Below are 13487 nucleotides of genomic sequence, written 5' to 3' on the forward strand. Positions count from 1 at the left end.
GGATGTGCCTAGATGAGCAGCGAATACACTCTCAAAATCACCGCAGAGCAAGCACGTGAAATGCCCATGGTTGATTTGGCGTTTGAGTTGTTGAAATCGGCGAACACGCCGTATTATTATCGGGATCTCATGGCGGAAATCGCTAAAATAAAAGGGCTTTCGGACGAGCAAATCATGCAAGTGATCGCTCAACTATATACAGAAATCAATATCGACGGGCGTTTTGCCTGCGTAGGTACGAACCTGTGGGGGTTGAAACGCTGGTATCCGGTAGAGAAATCCGACGATTCCGTTGGCGGCGGCGCGAAGCGTCCTAGAATCATCAACGATGAAGATGACGACATGGACGAGGATGTATATCCGGAAGAAGAAGATACATACGCCGAGGAAGACGAATACGATGCGTTTGGTGGAGACGCCGAAGAGGAAGAAGCGGAAGAGGATACGGAATTCTTCGAGGATGAAGAGATCGACGAAGAACTCGAAGATGCCGGAATCGATGAAAGCGAAGAAGCCGAGGAAGACGACCTTGACGAAGAGGCGGATGAAGACGGCGAAGCGGACGATTTTGATGACCTGGACGACGATGATGAGGACGATAAATAACGTGGCTTGACAGCCGCTATTCGTTCAGAGTAAACTATTGCATGGGCTTTAAAAGGATCTTAACAATTCGCTTCGGCGTTTATCCAGCATATAAGAGTTCGGAATCGCTTATTCTTATATTGGACAAAAAGTGCCCCGTCACTACGGGTGTCACTTTTTTTGTTTTTTTAGCGTTTTTTTCAGGAAACGTTCATGAAAACACTTATTTAGCAGAAGCTAATGTTTACACACCTAGGGCGCTTGCAAGCCAGTCTTTTTATTCTTTCATTCCACAAATTTAGGAGGCGTACATAGTGACAAAATACATTTTCGTTACAGGGGGCGTCGTGTCATCCCTGGGCAAAGGAATTACGGCGGCTTCCTTGGGGCGCTTGCTGAAAAACAGAGGTCTCAAGGTAACGATTCAGAAGTTTGACCCTTATATCAACATTGACCCGGGGACGATGAGTCCTTATCAGCACGGTGAAGTGTTTGTGACCGACGACGGTGCGGAGACGGATTTGGATTTGGGCCATTATGAACGTTTCATTGATATTAATTTGTCGAAAAGCTCCAATGTGACATCCGGTAAAGTGTACTCTTCCGTGATTACGAAGGAACGCCGCGGCGAGTATTTGGGCGGTACGGTGCAAGTCATTCCGCACATCACGAACGAGATTAAGGAACGCGTCATCCGCGCGGGCCGCGAGGCGCAATCCGACGTTGTTATTACAGAGATCGGCGGTACAGTGGGCGATATTGAGAGCTTGCCGTTTCTGGAAGCGATCCGTCAAATGAAGAACGACATCGGCCGCGAGAATGTCATGTACATTCACGTGACGCTGATTCCTTATATCAAAGCGGCTGGCGAAGTCAAAACGAAACCGACCCAGCACAGCGTGAAGGAGCTTCGCGGTCTGGGCATTCAGCCGCATGTGATCGTATGCCGGACAGAGCACTCCTTGACCGAAGATATGAAGCGCAAGCTGGCGCTTTTCTGCGACATCGATCCGGCAGCGGTTATCGAATGTAAAGATGCGGAAACGCTGTATGAAGTGCCGATGATGCTGCGCGAGCAAGGGTTGGACGACTACGTGGTCAATCATTTGAAGCTGGGCTCGAAAGCGCCGGATATGACAGAGTGGGAAAGTCTCGTTCGCAAAGTCAAATCGCTGACAAAGCGCACGGAGATTGCGATTGTCGGCAAATACGTAGCGCTGCATGACGCGTACCTGAGCATCGTGGAAGCGCTCGGCCATGCGGGTATCGACAACGATTCGGAAATCGACATTCGCTGGGTGAATGCGGAAGAAGTGTACGATCACAACGTCGATGAGCTGCTTTCCGGCGTACAGGGCATTCTGGTTCCTGGCGGTTTCGGCGACCGCGGCATCGAAGGAAAAGTGGCGGCCATCCGCTATGCGCGTGAGAAGCAGATTCCGTTCTTCGGCATTTGCCTTGGCATGCAAGTCGCTGTGATTGAATACGCGCGTTCCGTGTGCGGTCTGAACGGTGCGAACTCCTCCGAGATCAATCCGACGACGCCTTATCCGGTGATTGACCTTCTGCCGGAGCAGAAAGACATCGAGAATCTCGGCGGTACGATGCGTCTTGGCTTGTACCCGTGCAAGCTGGTGCCAGGCTCTTTGGCGGCGCGCTCCTATGATGATGAGCTGGTGTACGAAAGACACCGTCACCGTTACGAGTTCAATAACGAATATCGCGAGCTGATCGAGACGGCGGGACTGCGCATTTCCGGTACGTCTCCGGATGGACGTTTGGTTGAGATGGTGGAGCTTCCAGGCCATCCATGGTTCCTGGCGGTGCAATTCCACCCGGAATTCACGTCCCGTCCGAACCGTCCACAAGCGTTGTTCCGTGAATTTGTCAAAGCGGCGCAGTTGATCGGGCGCTAGTTCTCAAGGGAGTTGTCTGAATCCCGACAATCCTCTTTTTTGTAAAAGTTTTCAATTTAGCTTGCCGCCGGGGAAGGAAAACCAAATTAAATAGCGAATAGTTAACACTATCGTAGATAGGGAGTTAGTTATTCGGCTATTTGGGAGGGAGCTTATCTGGTGAAGAAAAAAGTGTTGATTGTCGATGACCAAAATGGAATTCGCGTGCTCCTGATGGAAGTGTTCAGCAATGAAGGGTACGACACGTATCAAGCTTCAAACGGCAAACTGGCGCTCGAGATTGTGAACCATGTTTCGCCCGATCTCATTTTATTGGATATGAAGATTCCCGGTATGGACGGGCTCGATATTCTCAAGCACGTCAAGGCGATCGACCCCTCGATCAAAGTGATTATGATGACCGCGTACGGAGAACTGGATATGATCAAGGAAGCGACGGATCTAGGTGCGATCATGCACTTTACGAAGCCCTTTGATATTGATGAACTCCGTATGGCGGTTAATATGCAGCTTAAAAATGAATCAAACTCGAATTACGCAGTAGGATCCTAGGAATAGGGTCTTTTTTTTATGGCAACAGAGCAGGCTTGGTTATCATTTGAAAAGTTATGTGCTATAATACTCAGGTATGACAAAGAGCGGTTGACGCATCTACTACAAGGTTCTAGGAGGAAGAGAAACATGGCATTGGTTTCAATGAATGAATTTTTACCTAAGGCAAAAGCGAACAAATATGCGGTTGGTCAATTTAACATGAACAACCTTGAGTTTGCTCAAGCGATTGTGGAAGCAGCAATCCAATTGAAATCCCCGTTCATTTATGGTGTCAGCGAAGGCGCACTGAAATATATGGGTATTGAATTCACGGTTGCCATTGCAGAAGCGGCGGCAAAGAAATCCGGTCTTCCGATCGCGTTGCACCTTGACCATGGCAGCTCCTTCGAAGTTGCAATGAAATGTATCCGCGCTGGCTTCAGCTCCGTTATGTTCGACGGCTCCCACTACTCTTTCGAGGAAAACATCCGTTTGACGAAAGAAGTCGTGAAAGCAGCTCATGCGATGGGCGTTTCCGTTGAGGGTGAGCTTGGTACAATCGGCGGCGTAGAAGACGACATCTCCGTGGACGAAGAACACGCTAACCTGGCGAAACCGGAAGAAGCGATCCGTTTCTACGAAGAAACAGGCGTTGACTGTTTGGCAATCGCAGTAGGTACAGCACACGGCATGTACGCTGGCGAGCCTAACATCCATTTCGACATCATCGAAGCGGTATCCAAAGCGATTCCAGTTCCAGTTGTTCTTCACGGCGGATCCGGCGTTCCTGACGAAATGATTCGCAAATCCATCGCAGCTGGCGTTGGCAAAATCAACGTGAACACAGAGAACCAAGTAGCTTGCACAGAGAACATCCGTGCTGTTCTGAACAAAGATGCGAAAGTATACGATCCTCGTAAATACTTAACCCCAGCTCGTAACGCTATGATCGAAGTTGTGAAATCCAAAATCGAATTGTTCGGAAGCAGCAACCAAGCTTAATTTCGAACTTCCATAGATCGAAAGGGAAATGCAGGAAAGTGCAGCGGATGATGGTATCGTTGGTCATTCGATGTGCTCTTCCACGCGTTTCCTTCTTCTATTATTTCCTCGCGCCTATTTCTCTTAGTTTAGTAAGTCGCCTTGATTGCTAGTTTTATGAGTAAATGCTGGTTTTAATATGGTAGATCGGTAAAATGCTGTGGAATGCAGCACATGAAAGGCATTCTTATGTCTTCTTTGCCATGCGTATGCCAATTTGGACTTTTTCGTTTTTTTGTTTGCAAGGAGTAAGAGGGTTGGTACCTGATTTAGGGGGAGACGCATGTTGGAGAAATTGATGGTTGCTGGTGGGCGTCCACTACGCGGAACGATTCAAATTAGCGGTGCCAAGAACAGCGCAATTGCACTGATTCCTGCTGCTGTGCTTGCTGAAACACCTGTCACGTTGGATAATTTGCCGCATCTGAGCGATGTGGCTATATATACAGAGATTTTAACCGATCTAGGCGCAACAATTGATTGGAATGAAGATCGCATGACGATTGACCCAAGCCAGATGAAATCGATTCCGATGCCGAACGGCAATGTAAAAAAGCTTCGCGCTTCCTATTACTTAATGGGCGCACTGCTAGGACGCTTCGGTGAAGCGACGATCGGGCTGCCGGGGGGCTGCAATTTCGAGCCGCGGCCGATCGATTTGCACATCAAGGGCTTCGAGGCGCTGGGCGCTGTCGTCAGCAACGAGAACGGCGCATTGCACATCCGGGCGAAGGAGCTGCGCGGGGCCAAGATCTATCTGGACATGGCCAGTGTAGGCGCCACGATCAATATTATGCTGGCCGCATCGCGGGCCAAGGGGCTTACGATCATTGAGAATGCGGCCAAAGAGCCGGAGATCATCGATGTTGCAACGTTGCTGAACTCGATGGGCGCGCGGATCAAAGGGGCGGGAACCGATATGATCCGTATCGAAGGCGTCTCGGAAATGCACGGCTGCCGCCACTCGATCATCCCGGATCGCATTCAAGCGGGCACGTACATGATCGCGGCTGCAGCAACGCGCGGTGACATCACGGTGGACAACATCATTCCTAAGCATTTGGAAGCTCTTACGGCGAAGCTGCAGGAGATGGGCGTACATATCTATGAAATGGATGAGTCGATTCGTGTCGTAGGTCAGCCGGATTACGCCAGTGTGGACGTCAAAGCTTTAATTTACCCAGGGTTTGCAACGGATTTGCAATCTCCGATGTCGAGCTTGTTGTGCCAGGCGAGAGGCGTCAGCATTTTGACGGATCATGTCTACAGTAACCGCTTCAAGCACATTCCCGAGCTTGTGCGCATGGGCGCCAAGATCAAAGTAGAGGGACGTTCCGCTGTCATCGAAGGCTCGCAGCTCAGCTCGGCCAAGGTAAGAGCGACGGATCTTCGAGCGGGTGCCGCGCTTGTCATTGCCGGGCTCAGTGTAAGAAACGGCGGTATTACCGAAGTCTCCGGCGTCGAGTATATTGATCGCGGATATGAGAATTTAGTCTTTAATCTATCTGCACTTGGCGCAGAAGTTTGGCGCGAGTCGGAATAAAGTGCCAGCCAACAGGCAATGCTAGAATCCAATTGAAAATTTAATAGTTTGGTGGTCGTGACATGAGTATGCAGCTTGCCGAGCTTGAAGTCCTCAAGCTTACTGAATTATATAAACTAGCGAAGAAATTTCAGATTCCTTACTACGGAACGCTGAAGAAAAAAGAACTTATTTTTGCCATTTTACGTGCTCAAGCGGCGGAAAGCGGATTTTTGTTTATGCAAGGCGTGCTCGACATCCTGCAGGAAGGCTTCGGATTTTTGCGGCCGATCAACTACTTGCCGAGTTCGGAAGATATTTATATTTCCGCTTCGCAGATTCGCAAATTCGATTTGCGCTCCGGCGATATCGTATCCGGCAAATGCCGTCCTCCGAAGGAGAACGAACGGTATTTCGGACTTTTGCAGGTTGAAGCGGTTAATGGAGAAAAGCCGGAAACCGCGGCAGAGCGCCTGCACTTCCCTGCACTGACGCCGCTGTACCCCGATAAACGGATCACGCTGGAGACAGAACCGAATAAGCTGTCGATGCGGATTATGGACCTTCTCGCTCCCGTTGGCCTTGGCCAGCGTGGTCTGATCGTCGCTCCCCCGAAAGCAGGGAAAACCTTGCTGCTCAAGGAAATTGCCAACAGCATTTCGACGAATTACCCGGATATTGAGCTATTTGTCCTGCTTATTGACGAACGTCCAGAAGAAGTGACAGATATGCAGCGCTCCGTCAAAGGCGAAGTTGTCGCTTCCACGTTCGACGAATTGCCCGAGAATCATATCAAAGTTGCTGAGCTCGTGATGGAGCGTGCGATGCGGTTGGTTGAGCATAAGAAGGATGTTGTCATCCTGCTGGATAGTATTACGCGTTTGGCGCGGGCGTACAACCTCGTCGTGCCGCCTACCGGACGTACGTTGTCCGGCGGTATCGATCCCGGTGCGTTCCACCGACCGAAGCGTTTCTTCGGAGCCGCCCGGAACATTGAAGAAGGCGGCAGTCTGACCATCCTGGCCACGGCGCTTGTGGAAACCGGCTCTCGTATGGACGATGTCATCTATGAAGAATTTAAAGGCACAGGCAATCTGGAGCTTCATCTGGACCGCAAAATGGCCGAACGTCGCATCTTCCCTGCGATCGATATTCGCCGTTCCGGTACGCGCCGCGAGGAGGCGCTGCTTGGCAAGGAAGAGCTCGAGAAAATTTGGGCGCTGCGCAAAGGCATGAACGATTCTCACGAGTATACGGAAGCGTTCATTAAGAAGCTGGCAGATACGAAGACGAATCAGGAGTTCCTGGATTCGCTGTCGGTACCTGCAGCCGGTCAGGGCAGCCACAATTCCGGCAGCTCGTCCCACAAAGGAAAAGTTAAAAACTCAGCATCCTAATAAAGAACAAGGGCAATCGTGACCATCGATTGTCCTTTGATGTACAGAGGAGTACCGTTATGAATTTGGTTTATGCAGATGCAGAAGGAAATGTATTCGATCATCCCGACTATTTGGCGTTAGGGCGGAATGCCGAGATGATTACTGAGATTTTGGACGAGGAGCTGATCCCGCTGCCGGAAGGCGCGACGCTCGTCTCCCTGCCGTTCACGCGGCCGGTCGGTATCGATGCCGAAACCGGCGAGATGAAGCTGGTTCCAGGCGATTACCATGCCGTCGGGGCGCTGCTGCCGCAAGGCTTTACCCGTCTATTGCTGCCGGGCTACGTCAAATCGGATAAATCCAAGGCGCTGCCGCTTTTCGGCTATACCGCCGTTGTTTGGAAAGAAGACGGGTTCTATGTTGCCGCTCGCTTGACGGATAACCCGTATTTCTGGAATCCCGTCAATTGCGACGTAGATGTACTGGAATCTCAAGTGAAACATCTCACCGCCAAATACCCGGAAAACCGGCTTTACGCGCACTTGTCGAACTGTGCGCTTGGCTACGAGTGCCTGACGGCGTCCAACACGTTCCTGCAGCGCTGGGAAGGTGCCGTGCCGGTGTCCTACTCGTGCAACGCGGGCTGCTTCGGCTGTATTTCCGAGCAGCCGGACGACAGCGGCTTTGTTGCGCCGCAGACCCGGATGAATTTTAAACCGCGTGTCGACGAGATCACGGAGATTATGCTGGAGCACCTCAAGACCCCGGACAGCATCATTTCCTTCGGGCAAGGGTGCGAGGGAGAACCGAGCACACAAGCGGCGCTTATTATCCCCGCGATCAAGCAAGTGCGGGAGATCACCAAAATGGGCTACATCAACATTAACACGAATGCCGGGTTAACCGATCATATCCGTGGGATTGTTGACGCAGGACTAGATCTGATGCGCGTCAGTACAATCAGCGCCATCGACGAGCATTACAACGCTTACTACAAGCCGAGAGCTTACACGCTCAAGAATGTTGAAAAATCGCTCCGATACGCCGCGGACAAAGGGGTTATCACTTCGATCAACTACCTTGTCTTCCCGGGCGTTACCGACCGCGAGGAAGAGATCGAAGCGATGATCGACTTCGTGCGCCGCACCGGACTGAAGTTGATCCAGCTCCGCAACCTGAATATTGACCCGGAAAGCTATCTGGGCATCATTCCGAAGGCCAAGAGCGAGCTTCTCGGCATGAAAGCGATGCTCGAGATTTTCGAAGAGGAACTGCCGGATGTTGTGCTCGGATCGTATTCGCACACGCCTAAATTTTATAGGAGCGAACGCTCGGTAACCCCTGTGCTATAGGGTTTTTATCCGATATTTTGGCCATTGCATCCGCCGCGTCAGGTGTGCTACAATGCAAAAGTACGTCCATTAACTCTGGATCAGCACATGATTCAGGGCGGAAAGAGGTGAACCGACATGAAAGCAGGTATCCATCCTACTTATCATGCAACCACAGTGACTTGCGCTTGTGGGAATGTGTTCGAAACGGGTTCAATTAAGTCAAATCTTCGCGTTGAGATTTGCTCCAATTGCCATCCTTTCTACACGGGTAAACAAAAGTTTATCGATGTAGGCGGCCGTGTCGACAAATTCAAAAAGAAATACGGCATCTAATTGGCAGCTATTGCTTTCGAGGCAATCGGCATAAGACAACCTCCATTGGTCATCCTAAGCGTAGGCTTACGAGTCCAATGGAGGTGTTTTTATGTTCAAGGCTCTGCTCAAATGGACAGGATCGGTTGTGCTGATCTTCGGTCTGGCGGCCTGCGGCACGCACAAGACCACGGACAATGGGACTTATAAAACCCAGAATTACAAGCAGGACGGCATGCTCGGCATCACCAGTGTTAATCCGAACAATCCGATGAATCCCACGTATCATCATTATGACGATGATGCCCTTCTGATGAAGGCTGTATTGGATCAACTGCCTGGCGTTGAGAAGTCGAAGTTTGCGATCCACGGGCCTAACGTCAATGTGAAAGTGACGCCCAAGGCAGGTCTGACACCTGCACAGGTAGAAGATCTGCGCTCTCAAGCGCAGATGGCGCTGGACACGAATATGCCGCGTTATAAAATCAATGTAACCATGGTCGGCAGGTAGTTTTTGCCCGTTGGTTGCTATTTGACACTCAATCGGCTATACTATTTTTACTGTGCTAGACGGGGAGGTAGCGGTGCCCTGTGACTCGCAATCCGCTGTAGCGAGGTTGAATTCCTGTTAGCGGTACTGTGATGTGAGGTCTGGCTTTTACACGTGGTGTTGAGAATCGGGTCCTTCGCAATGGATGCTCATGAACTCGGTCAGGTCCGGAAGGAAGCAGCCGTAAGTGAGATGTTTCATGTGCCGAAGGGTTGCCTAATTTGAGCTAACGATAAGAGTACGCTTGTATCCCTTTATCAATAACAGGTGCACAGTTTATACATACGAAGCGCACAACGTCCCTATGGGGCGTTTTTTGTTGTACCGACGCACTCGGCGCACCCTCTATTTCATCCCCAGAAGGCTTATAGTATAATGGAGTTAGTCAATCCGCACAGGATTATTGGAGAGGAACACAATGGCCCATATCGCTTTGTATCGAACGTGGAGATCGCAGACGTTCCGCGATGTCGTCGGACAACGGCATATTACGCAGACGCTGCAGAACTCTTTGCGTGAAAACCGCCTTACGCACGCCTATTTGTTCAACGGACCTCGGGGAACGGGGAAAACGAGCACGGCCAAAATTTTGGCCAAAGCGATCAACTGCTTGAACGGCCCCGCCGAAGAACCGTGCAATCATTGCTCAGCTTGTGAGCGTATTACCGAAGGCGCCGTCATGGACGTGGTCGAGATCGATGCGGCCTCCAACCGCGGCGTGGAAGAAATTCGCGACATCCGCGATAAAGTGAAATACGCCCCGACGGAAGTCAGGCATAAGGTCTATATCATCGACGAAGTGCACATGCTGACGACAGAGGCATTCAATGCCCTGCTCAAAACGTTGGAGGAACCGCCGGCGCATGTGATGTTTATTTTAGCGACGACCGAACCTCATAAAATCCCGGCTACGATTATATCCAGGTGCCAGCGTTTCGATTTCCGCCGCGTCTCGCTTGACGATCAAGTAGATCGGCTGCAGTATGTGTGCGACCAGGAGCATATCGCGATCGATCGGGAAGCTTTGCATTATATCGCGCGCTTATCTGACGGAGGGATGCGGGATGCGCTGAGCTTGCTCGATCAGGCGGCTTCTTTTGCAACGGGCGAAATTCAGCTGTCGGACGTCCTGGCGATTACCGGCGGCGTAGCTTCGGATCAATTCAAGAAGCTCGTGCTCTATATCAAGGACGGTCAGTTGGGCGATGCGCTGGAATTGATCGACACCTTCATGCAGGAAGGCAAAAGTGCCGACAAATGCATCGAAAATTTAATTCACTATTTCCGCGATTTGCTGATGGTTCGCATGGTACCCAACTCGCCGGTCATCGCCGAACGCGTATTCGACATGGCGGATCTTCAGAACGTCGCGGCGAGCTTCACGCCTGCTGAAATGATGGCGATCATCGAGACGCTGAACCACTATCAGAGCGAGATGAAATACTCCGTTCAGCCGCAGACCTTGCTGGAAATTGCGATTTTGAAAATCAGCGGCGGCAGCCGCGGTGCAAGCACAGGGGCGTCAGCCCCATCCGCGGAGTCGGTGCGTGGGCCGTCGTTGGAGAGCGATCTCGTGCAGCAGCTCACCCGGCGGTTGAAACAACTTGAAGAACAGGTGGCAGGACTGGTAAAATCGGGAGTGTCGGGTTCCGCGGAGGGCGGCCCGGCAAGGCAGGCTCCGCCTGCCAGAGTGGCTGCGGCTTCCGCACCCACGAAGAAGTCCGGTCTCAAGCTGGAGCCGTACCTCAAGGCGGCCGAAGGGCCGGAAACCAAGACCGGCTTCATGAAATGGGCGCAGGTGTTGGGAGATGTCAAAGAACGCAAGATTACCGTTCATGCCTGGTTCGTCAACGGCGATCTTGTCTCCGTGCTGGACGATGCGGTGCTTGTTGCTTTTAAGAATGATATGCATCGCAACACGACGGAGAAGCCGGAGAACAAGCTGATCATTGAGCAGGTGCTTGCCGCTGTATTTGGCAAACCGATGCGGCTTCTGACCGTCATGCGCAAAGAATGGGACGACGCGAAGAGCGAGTCGACAACGGCGCCTCCGGAAGTCATGGAGCTCGTGGCCGAGGATGGACCTGCGAAGCCGGCAAAGGAAGAATGGATTTCGGAAGCAATTCAACTGTTTGGCGAGGATTTAGTCACCATTAAAGAAGATTAACGATAAGGGAGCGACCTGTTATGAATAACATGAACCAAATGATGAAGCAAGTGAAGAAAATGCAAGAGCAAATGATGAAAGCGCAAGAAGAATTGGGTACCAAGGTCATCGAAGGAACAGCTGGCGGCGGTGTTGTTACATGTACGGTGAACGGCCACAAGAAAGTACAAAGCATTACAATCAAACCGGAAGCGGTTGATCCGGACGATGTTGAAATGCTGCAAGACCTTGTGCTGACAGCTATTAATGATGCGATGGCCAAAGCGGAAGAATTGGCCAATAAAGATATGGGCAAATTCACAGGCGGCATGAACATTCCAGGCCTGTTCTAAACAAGCAACTGAGAGTCACAACTTTATAACGATGAAGGAGTCCTTCCTTTGCATTACCCCGAACCGATAGCGAAATTAATCGATGCCTTCTCCCGCTTGCCGGGAGTCGGCCCCAAGACGGCCGGACGTTTGGCCTTTCATGTGCTCCGTATGAAAGAGGAGGATGTGATCGATTTTGCCAAGTCACTCGTCAATGTGAAGCGGAACCTGCATTACTGCTCGGTTTGCTGCAACATTACGGACGTGGATCCGTGCCGCATCTGTCAAGACAAAAGCCGGGACGGGTCTGTCATCTGTGTCGTGCAGGAGCCGAAGGACTTGGCGGCGCTGGAGCGCACCAAAGAATTTGAGGGCTACTATCACGTGCTGCATGGCGCGATTTCTCCGATGGAGGGGATCGGCCCCGACCAGATTCATATCGCTGAGCTGCTCAAACGGCTGGGGGATGAGACGGTGCAGGAGCTGATTCTTGCGACGAATCCGAATATTGAGGGCGAAGCGACAGCGATGTACTTATCTCGGCTTGTGAAGCCTTTCGGGCTTCGTGTAACCCGGATTGCTCACGGTTTGCCGGTCGGCGGCGATTTGGAGTACGCGGATGAAGTCACGCTGTCCAAAGCGATGGAAGGCCGCAGGGAGTTATAATTCATATGTACTTGTTCAAAGAGAGTGCCTAGGGGCGCTCTTTTTTTGCGGGAATATTGAACGTATGCTCCTAAAATGGCTCTACGCCATCCGTAGACGCTTTCATCCCTGAATATGGCGTAAGCAAGAAGATCTGCGCTTAGTTCGCGCGAAGGTAACGATTCTTGATTCTCATGCAAGCCTAACAGGTACCGCGGCCTAATGAGATTTCTCTCAAAAGGCGATTTGTTGTTCTGATCAGGCGCTTTCTCACATATGCATGTAACAAACCAGCTATGGGAAGAAAGGGAGGCTTGTCCGTGAGACCGGAACTATTAGGTTCGCAAGGCATGAAGAAACCGTCGTTAAAATCGCAAAAGCAGGCCGCCATAAGGGACAAGCAGCTCCTGATTGAGGAAATACACAGTGCCCACTTAACGTGGCAGTCTGCGCAGGCACATTTTGAATTTGCGGTGGAGAAGGATCAGATTGACTATGCCATCTATGCGCTGGAAGCGGCGGAGAAAAGGTTTGAAATGCTTATCAAGCAGGCCAAAAAGATGGGGATCAGCTTAATTGACAGCGATCGTTTGTTGGAGGGATAGAGATGGTAGTTAAAGTCGCAATTTGGGGTGTGCTTATTCTGTCGTCGTTACTGTTGGTTATGACTGTTTTTCGCAGCCGGGGCGGCACCAGAGTGCTGGCCTCATTGGGAGTAAATGTTGTCGTTGCGGCGTTTCTGCTGTATTTGCTGAATCTGCTCAGCGGTTACACGCATATCGAGCTGCCGATCAATACGGCGACATTGGGGACGGCGACCGTGCTTGGCGTGCCAGGGGTACTGCTGTTGATCGGGGTCAAAGTTGTACTCTTATAATTGGAAAAATAAAACATGCACATCAGAGGTTGACTCCTACGATGTTCCTGTGGTATCTTATAAAAGTTGCTGCGGGACATGCAGTAAACGAAGTAACTTGAAATAAACAAGTTGCAAAAGAAAAGTAACTATGATATATTGGTCTTCCGGCTTTCGAGAGAAAGTTGTGAGACAAGCATTGTTCCTTGAAAACTGAACAACGAGTGAGTAAGCAAATCGGTTGAGCAATCAACTATAATGAGATTGAAAAATCTCGCTAGCAAGTCAATGAGCTATTCAGCTTAAAATAAATGGACGAGCAATCGTTCACTTTT

Annotated in this window: 14 protein-coding genes and 1 other RNA gene; all 15 read left to right on the forward strand. The window is 50.8% G+C overall.

The genetic code is table 11. From position 1 onward, the window contains the following. Positions 1-12: 12 nt before the first annotated feature. The 15 genes from rpoE (at position 13) to EJQ19_RS11390 (ending at position 13173) form a co-directional block, all read left to right on the forward strand. Positions 13-606 carry a DNA-directed RNA polymerase subunit delta gene (rpoE, locus tag EJQ19_RS11320; protein ID WP_126141328.1) on the forward strand — a complete coding sequence of 198 codons (594 nt, stop codon included), beginning with the start codon at positions 13-15 and terminating at the stop codon, positions 604-606. A gap of 293 nt (positions 607-899) precedes the next feature. After that, entirely contained in the window at positions 900-2501 is a 1602-nt protein-coding gene (locus tag EJQ19_RS11325) for a CTP synthase (protein WP_126141329.1), read from the forward strand. 159 nt (positions 2502-2660) lie between these two features. After that, the gene (locus EJQ19_RS11330; RefSeq protein WP_126141330.1) at positions 2661-3053 is read left to right on the forward strand and encodes a response regulator; all 393 of its coding nucleotides are present in this window, start codon (positions 2661-2663) and stop codon (positions 3051-3053) included. A 129-nt stretch (positions 3054-3182) separates the two neighbouring features. Next, a complete protein-coding gene (gene fba, locus EJQ19_RS11335) occupies positions 3183-4037 on the forward strand; it encodes a class II fructose-1,6-bisphosphate aldolase (RefSeq protein WP_126141331.1) in 855 nt (284 codons plus the stop codon). Positions 4038-4362: 325 nt separating this feature from the next. After that, positions 4363-5619: a UDP-N-acetylglucosamine 1-carboxyvinyltransferase gene (locus tag EJQ19_RS11340; RefSeq protein WP_126141346.1), complete on the forward strand. Its 1257-nt coding sequence runs from the start codon at positions 4363-4365 to the stop codon at positions 5617-5619. A gap of 62 nt (positions 5620-5681) precedes the next feature. Then, positions 5682-6995: a transcription termination factor Rho gene (gene rho / locus EJQ19_RS11345; protein WP_126141332.1), complete on the forward strand. Its 1314-nt coding sequence runs from the start codon at positions 5682-5684 to the stop codon at positions 6993-6995. Between the two features lie 59 nt (positions 6996-7054). Beyond that, on the forward strand, positions 7055-8329 hold the full coding sequence (locus EJQ19_RS11350; RefSeq protein ID WP_126141333.1) for a radical SAM family protein: 1275 nt from the start codon (positions 7055-7057) through the stop codon (positions 8327-8329). A 117-nt stretch (positions 8330-8446) separates the two neighbouring features. Then, positions 8447-8644 (forward strand): 50S ribosomal protein L31, encoded by a 198-nt coding sequence (gene rpmE / locus EJQ19_RS11355; RefSeq protein ID WP_126141334.1) that lies wholly within the window; start codon positions 8447-8449, stop codon positions 8642-8644. A gap of 91 nt (positions 8645-8735) precedes the next feature. Continuing rightward, complete coding sequence (locus EJQ19_RS11360) at positions 8736-9134, forward strand: hypothetical protein (protein ID WP_126141335.1); 399 nt, start codon at positions 8736-8738, stop codon at positions 9132-9134. A gap of 50 nt (positions 9135-9184) precedes the next feature. Beyond that, positions 9185-9448, forward strand: an RNA gene (ffs, locus tag EJQ19_RS11365) — signal recognition particle sRNA large type. Positions 9449-9591: 143 nt separating this feature from the next. Then, positions 9592-11340, forward strand: coding sequence for a DNA polymerase III subunit gamma/tau (gene dnaX, locus EJQ19_RS11370; protein WP_126141336.1), 1749 nt, complete (start codon positions 9592-9594; stop codon positions 11338-11340). A 20-nt stretch (positions 11341-11360) separates the two neighbouring features. Continuing rightward, the gene (locus EJQ19_RS11375) at positions 11361-11672 is read left to right on the forward strand and encodes a YbaB/EbfC family nucleoid-associated protein (protein ID WP_126141337.1); all 312 of its coding nucleotides are present in this window, start codon (positions 11361-11363) and stop codon (positions 11670-11672) included. Between the two features lie 48 nt (positions 11673-11720). Continuing rightward, positions 11721-12317: a recombination mediator RecR gene (gene recR / locus EJQ19_RS11380; protein WP_126141338.1), complete on the forward strand. Its 597-nt coding sequence runs from the start codon at positions 11721-11723 to the stop codon at positions 12315-12317. Positions 12318-12616: 299 nt separating this feature from the next. Continuing rightward, complete coding sequence (locus EJQ19_RS11385) at positions 12617-12901, forward strand: DUF2508 family protein (RefSeq protein WP_241242850.1); 285 nt, start codon at positions 12617-12619, stop codon at positions 12899-12901. Positions 12902-12903: 2 nt separating this feature from the next. Further along, positions 12904-13173, forward strand: coding sequence for a pro-sigmaK processing inhibitor BofA family protein (locus EJQ19_RS11390; RefSeq protein ID WP_126141339.1), 270 nt, complete (start codon positions 12904-12906; stop codon positions 13171-13173). Positions 13174-13487: the final 314 nt, after the last annotated feature.

The organism is Paenibacillus whitsoniae (assembly GCF_003955665.1).
GTDB lineage: Bacteria > Bacillota > Bacilli > Paenibacillales > NBRC-103111 > Paenibacillus_E > Paenibacillus_E whitsoniae.